General features: G+C 61.1%; 11 protein-coding genes and 1 pseudogene. 10 read left to right on the top strand and 2 right to left on the bottom strand.

The window, feature by feature from the left end; genetic code table 11:
* Nucleotides 1–24 precede the first annotated feature (24 nt).
* A complete protein-coding gene (locus AYR47_RS01820) occupies nucleotides 25–1431 on the top strand; it encodes an amino acid permease (RefSeq protein WP_033896175.1) in 1407 nt (468 codons plus the stop codon).
* Here AYR47_RS01820 and AYR47_RS01815 read toward each other — a convergent pair.
* On the bottom strand, nucleotides 1377–2267 hold the full coding sequence (locus AYR47_RS01815) for a LysR substrate-binding domain-containing protein (protein ID WP_033896176.1): 891 nt from the start codon (nucleotides 2265–2267) through the stop codon (nucleotides 1377–1379). The two genes, AYR47_RS01820 and AYR47_RS01815, sit on opposite strands and share 55 nt — an antisense overlap.
* 82 nt (nucleotides 2268–2349) lie before the next feature.
* Between AYR47_RS01815 and AYR47_RS01810 the strand changes: the two genes are divergently transcribed.
* From AYR47_RS01810 to AYR47_RS01790, 5 genes are all read left to right on the top strand, one after another.
* Nucleotides 2350–3114 (top strand): sulfite exporter TauE/SafE family protein, encoded by a 765-nt coding sequence (locus AYR47_RS01810; RefSeq protein ID WP_033896177.1) that lies wholly within the window; start codon nucleotides 2350–2352, stop codon nucleotides 3112–3114.
* Between the two features lie 120 nt (nucleotides 3115–3234).
* Nucleotides 3235–3825 carry an NAD(P)H-dependent oxidoreductase gene (locus tag AYR47_RS01805; RefSeq protein WP_033896178.1) on the top strand — a complete coding sequence of 197 codons (591 nt, stop codon included), beginning with the start codon at nucleotides 3235–3237 and terminating at the stop codon, nucleotides 3823–3825.
* A gap of 30 nt (nucleotides 3826–3855) precedes the next feature.
* Entirely contained in the window at nucleotides 3856–4752 is an 897-nt protein-coding gene (locus AYR47_RS01800) for a LysR family transcriptional regulator (RefSeq protein ID WP_033896179.1), read from the top strand.
* 103 nt (nucleotides 4753–4855) lie between these two features.
* On the top strand, nucleotides 4856–5749 hold the full coding sequence (locus AYR47_RS01795) for an NAD-dependent epimerase/dehydratase family protein (protein WP_033896180.1): 894 nt from the start codon (nucleotides 4856–4858) through the stop codon (nucleotides 5747–5749).
* Between the two features lie 170 nt (nucleotides 5750–5919).
* Entirely contained in the window at nucleotides 5920–7365 is a 1446-nt protein-coding gene (locus AYR47_RS01790) for a SulP family inorganic anion transporter (protein ID WP_033896181.1), read from the top strand.
* A gap of 4 nt (nucleotides 7366–7369) precedes the next feature.
* Here AYR47_RS01790 and AYR47_RS01785 read toward each other — a convergent pair whose 3' ends face one another.
* Complete coding sequence (locus AYR47_RS01785; protein WP_016976197.1) at nucleotides 7370–7750, bottom strand: lysozyme inhibitor LprI family protein; 381 nt, start codon at nucleotides 7748–7750, stop codon at nucleotides 7370–7372.
* 248 nt (nucleotides 7751–7998) lie between these two features.
* Here AYR47_RS01785 and AYR47_RS01780 point away from each other — a divergent pair.
* The 4 genes and pseudogenes from AYR47_RS01780 (at nucleotide 7999) to AYR47_RS01765 (ending at nucleotide 12086) form a co-directional block, all read left to right on the top strand.
* A pseudogene (locus AYR47_RS01780) lies at nucleotides 7999–9349 on the top strand (GntT/GntP/DsdX family permease).
* A gap of 13 nt (nucleotides 9350–9362) precedes the next feature.
* Entirely contained in the window at nucleotides 9363–10223 is an 861-nt protein-coding gene (locus tag AYR47_RS01775) for a MurR/RpiR family transcriptional regulator (RefSeq protein ID WP_033896183.1), read from the top strand.
* Between the two features lies 1 nt (nucleotide 10224).
* Nucleotides 10225–11688: an N-acyl-D-amino-acid deacylase family protein gene (locus tag AYR47_RS01770; RefSeq protein ID WP_061434050.1), complete on the top strand. Its 1464-nt coding sequence runs from the start codon at nucleotides 10225–10227 to the stop codon at nucleotides 11686–11688.
* A 29-nt stretch (nucleotides 11689–11717) separates the two neighbouring features.
* Nucleotides 11718–12086, top strand: a complete 369-nt coding sequence (locus AYR47_RS01765) for a glyoxalase superfamily protein (protein WP_033896185.1) — start codon at nucleotides 11718–11720, stop codon at nucleotides 12084–12086.
* Nucleotides 12087–12307: the final 221 nt, after the last annotated feature.

Below are 12307 nucleotides of genomic sequence, written 5' to 3'. Positions count from 1 at the left end.
CACAATAATAAAGGGGCACACCACGTGACCACGCCAGACAACGGCTTTGCAGAGATCACCCACCGCGAACTGGGCCTGCGGCGCCAGCTCACTTCCGGCCAGATGAGCATGATCGCCATCGGCGGCGCCATTGGCACCGGGCTGTTCATGGGCAGCGCCTACGCCATCGGCTATGCCGGGCCCAGTGTGTTGGTGAGCTACGCCATCGGTGCGTTGATCACCTTGCTGTTGATGGGCTGCCTGGCGGAAATGACGGTGGCCCATTCCACCTCGGGCTCCTTTGGTGCCTATGCCGAGTTCTACATCAGCCCGCTCGCCGGGTTCCTGGTGCGTTATGCCTACTGGGCGGCGATTGTGTTGGCGGTGGGCGCCGAGGTCACGGCGGTAGCGATGTACATGAAGTACTGGTTCGCCAACGTACCGGAATGGGTGTGGATCGTGTCGTTTTCCAGCGTGTTGATCCTGCTCAATGCGATCAGCGTGAAGACGTTTGGCAACTTCGAATACTGGTTTTCGACGATCAAGATCAGTGCGATTGTCGGCTTCATCATCCTTGCCGTGTACGTGGTGTTCGGCTCCGGCAACCCGGAGTATGGCGTGCAGAACTACACGGCCCACGACGGCTTTTTCCCCCATGGCCTGAGCGGCATGTGGATGGCGGTGATCGTGTCGATTTTCAGCTATTTGAGTGTGGAGATGATCGCCGTGGCCGCCGGTGAAGCCGCCGACCCGGAACAGGCGGTGAAGAAAGCCTTCCGCGCGACCATCGTGCGCCTGGTGGTGTTTTACCTGCTGACCCTGGCGCTGATGCTGGCCATCGTGCCGTGGAACCAGGCCGGGCAGACCCAGAGCCCGTTCGTCACGGTGATGCAGACCATCGGCATTCCCGGTGCGACCGGCGTGATGAACTTCGTGATCCTGATCGCCGCGCTCTCGGCGATGAACAGCCAGCTCTACATCACCACCCGCATGATGTTCAGCCTGTCCCGCGCCGGCTTTGCCCCCAAGTCCATGGGCGCGTTGAGCAAGAGCGGCATCCCGTTGAACGCGTTGCTGCTGTCCAGTTCGGGCATTGCGCTGGCGACGTTGCTGAACGTGGTGTACCCGGAAAGCTCGTTCACCCTGATGATGGCGATCTCGATGTTTGGCGCTATCTTCACCTGGTTCATGATCTTCCTCACGCACCTGTTCTTCCGGCGCTACCGCAAGCGTCACGGTGGGCCGAAATTGTCGTTCCAACTGCGGCTGTTTCCCTACAGCACGTTGCTGGGGCTGGTGCTGATGGGCGCGGTGATGATCACTACGTATTTCACCGAGGCATTCAAGATGACACTGGTGTTTGGCGTGCCGTTTCTGCTGATTCTGTCGGCGGTGTATTACGGGTTCTTCCGCAAGGGCAGGGCCAAGGCATCGAACAAGGCCTTGGCATAACCGGGCAGTTGTTCGAACGAACGCGCACATAACAGCAGTTTCCTACAGGCCCACTCCTCTTGCAGAGGGTGGGCCTTGACGCTGGGTTCCAGCGGCCAACGTTCCAGCGCGGCCTGGGGCACGATACCCAGGCCAGCGCCGCGGGCGACCATGCGAATAACCCCATCAAACCCTTCGGCACGGATGCGCGTCTGCATACGAAAGCCGGCGTGCAGTGCCTGTTCTTCAAGATAAACCGTCAACGCGCTGTGAGTGGCGAGGCCGACAAAGTCGTGTTGCAGGCTATCGACAAAACTCCCAGCGGTGAACGGATGATCCAGCGGTGCGATCAGCACCAGCGGGTCGTCGCGAAAGGGCAGAGTCTGCAGACCGTGGGTGTCCACTGCGTCGGAGATGATCCCAATATCCGCCGTGCCCTGGCGCAAGGCCTGGGTGATGCGCAGGCTCGGCAGCTCCTGCAGGTCGATATCGAGGTTGGGGTGCTCGCACAGAAAGTCCGCCAGCAGTTCCGGCAGGTATTCGCTGAGGGCGGTGGTGTTGCACAGCAGGCGCACCTGGCCTTTGATGCCGTTGGCGTACTCCGCCAGGTCCTGCTGCAGGTGTTCGGCTTGTTGCAGCAATAAGCGGGCGTGGCGGGCCAGGGCTTTGCCGGCGGGCGTTGGGGTGACACCTCGGCGGTTACGCTCCAGGAACTCGATACCCAACGAAGCCTCCATCGCCCGGATACGCGCACTCGCGGCGGCCAGGGACAAATGGCTGCGCCCGGCACCGGCGGTGATGTTGCCGGTGTCGAGGATGTGCAGATAGAGGCGCAGGTCGATCAAGTCAAAGTGCATGGCACCAGCCTAAGGGAAAACAAGAGTCTGCCTCAGTATATGGCGCATTTCCGACCTCACCGAAAAACCGCACAATCCCCCCATGAATACCTTCCTCACGTTCTACCAAGACATCGGCCCCGCCATGACGCTGCTGGTGATCGGCACCTTCGTGCTGGCCGGCACTGTCAAGGGTGTGATCGGCCTGGGCTTGCCGACAGTCTCCATGGGCTTGCTCGGCCTGGCTATGTTACCGGCGCAGGCTGCGGCTTTGCTGATCATCCCGTCGACGATCACCAACCTGTGGCAACTGACGTTCGGCGGGCATTTGAGCGCATTGGTCAAACGCCTGTGGCCGATGTTGCTGCTGATCTTCCTCGGTACCGGGTTGGGCACCTTGTGGCTGGGCATGAGCGGGGGAAGCTGGGTGGGGCATGCGTTGGGCGGTGCGTTGCTGGTGTATGCACTCAGCGGATTGTTCCTGCCGACGTTCAAGGTAAAACCTGAGACTGAACGTTGGCTGGGTCCTATGTGCGGCATCGTCACGGGAGTCATTACTTCAGCGACCGGCGTGTTCGTGATTCCCGCCGTGCCCTATCTGCAGGCCTTGGGCTTGAACCGTGATCAGTTGGTGCAGGCGCTGGGGCTGTCGTTCACGGTTTCCACCCTGGCGTTGGCCGCCGGGCTGGCCTGGCGCGGCACGCTCGGTGGCGGGGAGGTCAACGCCTCGCTGCTGGCGCTGGTGCCGGCACTGCTGGGCATGTGGCTGGGCCAGGCGGTGCGTCAGCGCATCAGTGCCGTGTTGTTCAAGCGCGTGTTTTTCGTTGGCATGGCCTTGCTGGGGGCGCATCTGCTGATCAGCGGTTAACAATTGGTGGTGCATTTGTGCTTTCTGGTCAAATGTATTTTGCCGTGCCGCCGCTTATTCCGAGGGGCCAATGTCGATAGCCTGCCGGCAGACATTTTTAACCCTTACGGATGCCCTCCCATGAAAAAAATCCTCCTGCTCAACGGCGGCAAAAAATTCGCTCATTCCGATGGCCGCTACAACAGCACCCTGCATGACGCCGCCGTGGCCGTGCTGGACCGTGCCGGTATCGACGTGAAAGTCACTCACATCGACGAAGGCTACGACGTGGCCGAAGAAGTGGCGAAATACCTCTGGGCCGACGTGATCATCTACCAGATGCCCGGTTGGTGGATGGGCGCGCCGTGGATCGTCAAGAAATACATCGACGAAGTCTTCACCGAAGGCCACGGCAGCCTGTACGCCAGCGACGGTCGCACGCGCTCCGACTCGTCGCAGAAGTACGGCAGCGGCGGCCTGATCCAGGGCAAGCAGTACATGCTCTCGCTGACCTGGAACGCGCCGCAGCAAGCCTTCGACGACCCGACCGACTTCTTCGAAGCCAAGGGCGTGGACGCGGTGTACTTCCCGTTCCACAAGGCCAACGAGTTCCTTGGCATGACCGGCCTGCCGACCTTCTTGTGCGTGGACGTGATGAAGCGCCCGGCGATCGAGGCTGACGTAGCACGCTATGAGCAGCATCTGGCGCAGGTGTTCAATTTCTCGGTGTAAGCTGCTGGGAACCGATAACGAGGAGCGCCTGTGAAAGCCCGATCCGATGAGCTACAGATCTTCGTCAGCGTGATTGAATGCGGTTCGATTTCCGCTGCCGCAGAACAAGTCGGGCAAACGCCCTCGGCGGTCAGCCGCACCTTGTCGCGGCTGGAAGCCAAGCTCGACACCACGCTGATCAACCGCACCACGCGGCGCATGGACCTGACCGAGGAGGGCAAGTACTTCTTCGAACAGGCCAAAGTGATCCTGGCGCAGATGGATGAGCTGGAGGAACGCCTGTCGTCACGCCAGAAGAAACCGGCGGGGCGCCTGCGCATCAATGCGGCGGTGCCCTTTATGCTGCATGGGATCGTGCCGTACATTGCGGAGTTTCGCAGTCTTTACCCGGATATCCAGCTGGAGCTGAACAGCGATGACCTGATCATCGACCTGCTGGAGCAGAGTACCGACATCGCCATCCGCATCGGTGTGTTGGCCGACTCCACTCTGCACGCACGTGCGCTCGGCTGTACGCCGCTGCATATTCTCGCTAGCCCCGACTACCTCAAGCAATACGGCACGCCGACCACGGTTGCCGAATTGGCGGACCACACCTTGCTGGGGTTCACCCATACTGAAACCCTCAACCACTGGCCGCTGCGCCATGTGGAGGGCGACCGCTGGTTGATCCAGCCCGGCGTGGCCGCGTCCAGTGGTGAAACCGTGCGTCATTTGGCGCTGGAAGGGCAGGGCATCTGCTGCCTGTCGAACTTCATGACCATCGACGACATCGAAGCCGGACGCCTGGTGCCAGTCTTGGAAGCGTTCAACAGCGGTTATCGCCAGCCGATCCACGCGGTGTTCTACCGTAACTCGCAGCTGGCCTTGCGCATCCAGTGTTTCCTCGACTTCATGCAGGCCAAGCTGGCGCGGTATGCCTGCTGATTCGTGACCTTCGCGCAAGAGTGAATTGGGCAATAGGGGCTTATTCGTCAGGGATCGGCCCTTGATACTGGTCCTATCACTTACCCAGTCAGGAGCAGTCTCCATGAACGTATTCGTTACCGGCGCAGCAGGTTTTATCGGGGGTTCCATCGCAACCGGCCTGGTCAAGGCTGGTCACAGTGTCACCGGCCTGGTGCGCAGCGCCGAGCAGGCGGCCGAGATGACCGCATTGGGTATTACCCCAGTGATCGGCACCCTGGATGACGCCGCTGTATTGACCGAGCAAGCGCAAAAGGCCGATGCGGTGATCAATGCCGCGAGCAGCGACCATCGCGCTGCCGTGGAAACCCTGCTGGCAGCCTTGAAGGGCTCGAACAAGCCATTCCTGCACACCAGCGGTTCAAGCATTGTCGGTGATGCGTCGGGCGGCAAGTCCAGCGATGTCATCTACTTTGAAGACAACCTGCCGGAGCCGACCGTCGACAAGGCGGCACGCGTTGCCATCGACAACCTGATCCTGGCGGCGGCCAACGACGGCGTGAACTCGGCGGTGATCTGCAACACGCTGATCTACGGTCACAGCCTGGGTGTGAAGCGCGACAGCGTGCAATTGCCGCGTTTGCTCAAGCAGGCGCGCAAGAGTGGGGTAGTGCGCCATGTGGGCAGCGGGCAGAACATCTGGTCCAACGTGCACATCGAAGACGTGGTGGCGCTGTACCTGCTGGCACTGACCCAGAACGTACCGGGCACCTTCTACTTCGTGGAAAGCAGCGAAGCGGCGTTTATCGACATGACCACCGCCATTGCTGAAGCCCTGAACCTGGGCAAACCGCAGGATTGGCCATTGGCCGACGCCGAAGCCGAGTGGGGCTATGAAATGGCCAACTATGGCCTGGGCTCCAACAGCCGGGTGCGGGGCAAGCATGCCCGTGAACTGCTGGGCTGGGCGCCGAAGCGGACTTCGGTGGTGGAGTGGATTCGCAACGAGATGGTGTAAGTCTCCCTGTGGCGAGAGGGCTTGTTGTGGCGAGCCCGCTCGCCACAATCACAGATACAGCCACAACCGTAACCACAACCACAGGGTGTAGCTCGCCTTAAAAATCTGGTTCTGCCCCGGTCAATTCCGTACCATTCCCCGCCTTATCCCCCGCATTACCCTGGTACCTCATGAACCTCACCCGTCTGCGCGCCGATGCCCTGGCCGGCCTCACCACGTCGTTTGCGTTGCTGCCCGAATGCATCGCCTTTGCCCTGGTGGCCCACCTCAACCCGCTGATGGGGCTCTATGGCGCCTTTATCATCTGCACACTGACCGCATTGTTTGGCGGCCGCCCCGGCATGGTGTCCGGTGCGGCGGGCTCGATGGCGGTGGTGATCGTGGCGCTGGTGGTGCAACACGGCGTGGAATACCTGCTGGCGACGGTATTGCTCGGCGGGTTGATCATGGTCGCCTTCGGCCTGCTGCGCCTGGGCAAGCTGGTGCGCATGGTGCCGCATCCGGTAATGCTGGGGTTCGTCAACGGCCTGGCGATCATTATCGCCCTGGCGCAGTTGGAGCATTTCAAGAGCGGTGAACACTGGCTCAGCGGCACGCCGCTCTACGTGATGATCGGCCTGGTGCTGGTGACCATGGCCATCGTCTACCTGCTGCCGCGCATCACCCGCGCGGTGCCACCTGCATTGGTGGCGATCCTCGGCGTGGGCCTGGCGGTGTACCTGCTGGGCTTGCCGACTCGGACCTTGGGCGACATGGCCCACATCGCTGGTGGCCTCCCCAGCTTTGCCCTGCCGCAGATCCCCTGGACCCTGGAAACCCTCGGCATCATCGCGCCCTATGCGTTCCTGATGGCCATGGTCGGCCTGCTGGAAACCCTGCTGACCCTCAACCTCACCGATGAAATCACCGAAACCCGTGGCTACCCGGACCGCGAAAGCGTGGCCCTTGGCGCGGCGAATATGGTCTCGGGCCTGTTCGGCGGCATGGGCGGCTGCGCGATGATCGGGCAAACCGTGATCAACCTCAGCTCGGGCGGGCGCGGGCGTTTTTCCGGAGTGTTTGCCGGGGTCATGATCCTGCTGTTCATCCTGTTCCTGTCGCCGTTTATCGAGCGGATCCCGCTGGCGGCGCTGGTGGGTGTGATGTTCGTGGTGTCCCAGCAGACCTTCGCCTGGGCCTCCTTGCGGGTGATCAACAAGGTGCCGCTCAATGACGTGCTGGTGATTATCGCGGTGACGGTGATCACTGTGTTCACCGACCTGGCCACGGCCGTGCTGTGCGGGATCGTGATTGCGGCGCTGAACTTCGCCTGGCAACAGGCGCGCGAGCTGTATGCCGATGAACACCTGGAGGCCGATGGCAGCAAGCTCTATCGCTTGCATGGCACCTTGTTCTTTGCCTCGACCACGCCGTTCCTCAACCAGTTCGACCCGGCCAACGACCCGGCCCAGGTGACGCTGGATTGCCGTCACCTGAGCTTTGTCGACTATTCCGCCATTGCGGCGCTGATGACCCTGCGTGAGCGTTACACCAAGGCCGGCAAGCACCTGCGGGTGCTGCATTTGTCGGAGCGCTGCAAGAAGCTGCTCAAGCGCGCCCGGGTCCATCATGAGTAAGTGATCACGGCCCGACCAGGTCTTCCAACTCCTGGGCGCGGGTCTGGGTCATGTCCAGCAGGCAAGCGGAGCCGTTGACCTGGTCGATGGTGCCACCGGTCGCGGAGCCGGCGAAGCCGCAATTGGCATCACGGTATTTTATCCACAGGCGCTGCACGTCTTGCAGTTGCTGCTTGCGCGCACCTTCCTGAGCGGCGAGGGCAGTCTTGTAGGCCTTGTTCAGGCGCGTGTCCTGCACCTTGGCTTCCTTGGCGTTGCAATTGACCATGTCCGCGGTCGTGTTGGCGCTGTCCATGCATTTTTTCAACGCCGCGTTATCGGCGGCCGACGCAGTGCCGCACAGGGCAAGAAACAAAGCGCTGACGGCGAGGGAGGTGCGAATCATGTTCGATTTTCCTGGGCATGAGGGGAGGCGCATTCTATGACTCGATGGCGGCGTTTGAGTTTCCAGCATCTTCTGATCTTCATGTAAGAACACCCCTCGAATTTTCATGGGCGACCGTTGGGCATATCCCAACGCGACAGCGCTTATCTGTGGGCGAAAATTACTTTCATAAAAATTGAAAATACTCCTCGGTAATGATTTATGAGTTTCACAACCAATTCGACGTGACCCTTTCCGAGGAGTACCGCATGGCCGCATCACCGGGCTTCGGGCTATTGGCATACGCTGCCATCGCCATCATTGCTTTGATCGTGCTGATTGCACGTTACCGGCTCAACCCGTTTATCGTCATCACCCTGGTGTCCATTGGCCTGGCGCTGATGGCCGGGATGCCGGCGGACACCATTATGGGCTCGTATGAAGCGGGCGTCGGCAAGACCTTGGGGCATATCGCCCTGGTAGTAGCGCTGGGCACCATGCTCGGCAAGATGATGGCCGAGTCCGGCGGTGCCGAGCAGGTGGCGCGCACGTTGATCAACCGTTTTGGCGAGCGTAACGCGCACTGGGGCCATGGTGTGCATCGCCTTCCTGGTGGGGCTGCCGCTGTTTTTCGAGGTCGGTTTTGTGCTGCTGGTGCCGATTGCCTTTACCGTGGCGCGGCGTGTGGGCGTATCGATCCTGATGGTCGGTTTGCCGATGGTCGCTGGCCTGTCGGTGGTGCATGCGCTGGTGCCGCCGCACCCGGCGGCGATGATGGCCGTGCTGGCGTACAACGCGTCGGTGGGGCAGACCGTGCTCTACGCGATTCTGATCGGTATCCCCACGGCAATCATCGCCGGTCCCGTCTACGCCAAATTCATCGTGCCGCGTATTCATTTGCCGGCAGAAAACCCGCTGGAACGCCAATTCATCGAGCGCGAGCCGCGCACCCGCTTGCCGAGTTTTGCGCTGACCATGGGCACCATCCTGTTGCCGGTGGTGCTGATGATGATCGGCGGTTGGGCCAATGTGATTTCCACGCCGGGCACCGGTTTCAATCAGTTCCTGTTGTTTATCGGCAACTCGGTGATCGCGCTGTTGGTGGCGACCTTGGTGAGCTTCTGGACCTTGGGGATCGCTCAAGGCTTCAACCGCGAATCGATCCTCAAGTTCACCAATGAGTGCCTGGCGCCGACCGCGAGCATCACTTTGTTGGTGGGCGCGGGCGGCGGTTTGAATCGCATCTTGGTGGACGCGGGGGTGACCAACGAAATTCTCGGTCTGGCCCATGCTTTCCATCTGTCGCCGTTGGTGATGGGCTGGCTGTTTGCGGCGTTGATGCGTATTGCTACGGGCTCGGCCACCGTCGCTATGACCACCGCGTCCGGCGTGGTGGCGCCGGTTGCGATGGGGCTGGGTTATCCACACCCCGAATTGCTGGTGCTGGCCACCGGCGCGGGTTCGGTGATCTTTTCCCACGTGAACGACGGCGGCTTCTGGCTGATCAAGGAATACTTCAATATGACGGTGATCCAGACCTTCAAGACTTGGACCGTGCTGGAGACTCTGATATCGGTGGTCGCCTTCGGTCTCACCTATGGTCTGTCCTGTATCTTGTAACCCGGAGCCCCCCATGGACATCCTCTACCAGATCCGCGCCCGCCAGGACTCCTTCAGCGCCGGCGAAGGCCGTATCGCCAAGCTGATGCTCGATGACGTGGGCTTTGCCGCGTCGGCCAGCCTGGAGGCGTTGTCCCAACGGGCCGAGGTGAGCACGGCCACCTTGTCACGCTTTGCACGCAGCGTAGGGTGTCGGGATCTGCGGGATTTGCGCCTGCAATTGGCCCAGGCCAGTGGCGTCGGCAGCCGCTTCCTCGACCCTGCGGGGTTGCCGGAGCAGTCGGCGTTTCATCGGCAGATCCTGGGGGATATCGAGGGGACCTTGCGTCAGCACTTGTCGGGGTTCAACCAGGCGAGTTTCGTCGATGCGGTCAACCTGCTGGGCAAGGCGCGAATGATCCATGCGTTCGGCATGGGCGGCCCGTCGAGCCTGTGCAGCGATGAGTTGCAGGTGCGTCTGGTGCGCCTGGGTTATCCGATTGCCGCTTGCCACGACCCGGTGATGATGCGCGTCACGGCGGCGACGCTGGGGCCCGAGCATGCGCTGATTGTGTGCTCCCTGACCGGCCTCACCCCTGAGTTGCTCGACGTGGTGACGCTGGCACGTAACTACGACGCGCGCATCGTCGCCATCACCCTGGCGGATTCGCCCTTGGCGCAGTTGGCCGATGTGCTGCTACCACTGCAACCGGCCGAAACCAGTTTTATCTACAAGCCCACCGCGGCGCGCTACGGCATGCTGCTGGCCATCGACCTGCTCGCCACCGAGCTGGCCTTGGCCCTGCCGGACGACAACCAGGAACGCCTGCGCCGGATCAAGCTGGCCCTGGACGATTATCGCGGCGGCCCCGACAGCCTGCCGCTTGGAGACTGATATGAAGTACGACACATTGATCCGCCAGGCGCTGATCATTGATGGCAGCAACACCCCAGGTTATGTGGCCGATGTGGGGCTGCGCGACGGGCGCATCGAGACGATCGGTGATTTGTCGGCGGCGATGGCCGAGCATGAAATCGATGCGAGCGGACGCGTGTTGGCGCCGGGTTTTATCGACGTGCACACCCACGATGACACCGTGGTGATCCGCCAGCCGCAGATGCTGCCCAAGCTCAGCCAGGGTGTGACCACGGTGATTGTCGGCAACTGTGGTATCAGCGCGTCGCCGGTGACGTTGCGCAGTGATCCGCCGGACCCGATGAACCTGTTGGGCAGCGCTTCGGCGTTTGTTTATCCGCGTTTCAGCGACTATCGAGCGGCGGTCGAAGAGGCTCATCCGGCGGTTAACGTCGCCGCACTGATCGGCCATACTGCGTTGCGCAGCAACCATATGGACGACCTGCACCGCACCGCTTCAGTGGATGAAATCGCCGCCATGCGCGTGCAGCTGCAAGAGAGCCTCGAAGCCGGTGCCCTCGGCTTATCCACAGGCCTGGCCTACGCCAGTGCGTTCAACGCCGAGACCGATGAGGTGTTGCAACTGAGTGAAGAGCTCACCGCGTTCGGTGCGGTGTACACCACCCATTTGCGCAGCGAGTTCGAACCGGTGCTGGAGGCGATGGACGAGGCGTTCCTGATCGGCCGGCATGCCAAGGCGCCGGTGATCATTTCCCACCTTAAATGTGCCGGTGCCGGTAACTGGGGGCGTAGTCCGCAGTTGCTGGCGTCGTTGGAGCTGGCGGCTAAAACCCATCCCGTGGGGTGTGATTGCTACCCCTATGCGGCGAGTTCTTCGACCCTGGACCTCAAGCAGGTGACCGACGCGTTTCGAATCACCATTACCTGGTCGACGCCGCACCCGGAAGTGGGCGGGCGTGATTTGCAGGATATTGCCGCTGAGTGGGATGTTGCGTTGATCGACGCAGCCCGTCGGCTACAACCGGCAGGGGCGGTGTACTACGGGATGGATGAAGAGGATGTACGACGGATCCTGGCGCATCCATTGTCGATGGTCGGGTCGGACGGGTTGCCGGAGGATCCGTTTCCGCATCCGCGCTTGTGGGGGGCGTTTCCACGGGTGTTGGGGCACTTCAGCCGGGATGTGGGGTTGTTCCCACTGCACACCGCCGTGCACAAGATGACGGGGTTGTCGGCGGCGCGGTTTGGTTTGGCTGAACGCGGTGAAATCCGCGAAGGACACTGGGCCGACCTGGTGTTGTTCGACCCGTTGCGCGTGCGCGATGTGGCGGACTTCAAGGAGCCGCAGCGCGCGGCGGAAGGCATTGATGGGGTGTGGGTCAACGGCGTGTTGAGCTATAGCGACGGGCAGGCGAACGGTCAGCGGCCGGGTCGGTTCCTGGCACGCAGCGGGGATTTGCGTCCGGGTTTTTCGTCTCTATAGTGGTCGCTCAATTAAACGGAGCGGTTGCCATGCACTTAGGAAAAGTCATCCCTATCCTGCGGATTTTCGACGAGGCCAAGGCGTTGGAATTCTACGTCGATTTTTTGGGGTTCAAGGTGGATTGGCAGCATCGTTTCGAGGCGAATTTCCCGCTGTATTTGCAGGTTTCGCTGGGCGAGTGTGTGTTGCATCTGACCGAGCATCATGGTGACGCATCGCCGGGCGCGGCGGTGCGGATTCAGGCGCAGGGTGTGGACGCTTACCAGCAGCAGTTGCTGGGCAAGGATTACCGGTACGCCAAGCCAGGGGTTGAGGAAATGCCGTGGGGCTCGCGGGAGATGAGCATCAAGGATCCGTTTGGGAATCGGGTGGTGTTTGTTGAGGAAGGCGAGGGTTGAGAGGTAAATCGCAGGCAATAAAAAACCGCCTTAGTAGGGCGGTTTTTTTTGCAAACCCAGTTAGTGGCTGGGGGTGCGATCTCAAAGATGCGTTGACCCGCAGGCGGATACTACCGCCAGTCAATTTATCGCGCAAGGTTAGGCGATGGTCGGCACTGATGATCTTGAGCATTTCATTTTGTCGATTTCCGCTGCAAAAGTTTGCAATAGATCTTCGAAAC

The organism is Pseudomonas azotoformans (assembly GCF_001579805.1).
Taxonomy (GTDB): domain Bacteria; phylum Pseudomonadota; class Gammaproteobacteria; order Pseudomonadales; family Pseudomonadaceae; genus Aquipseudomonas; species Aquipseudomonas azotoformans_A.
This window is presented reverse-complemented; position numbering and strand designations above follow the sequence as displayed.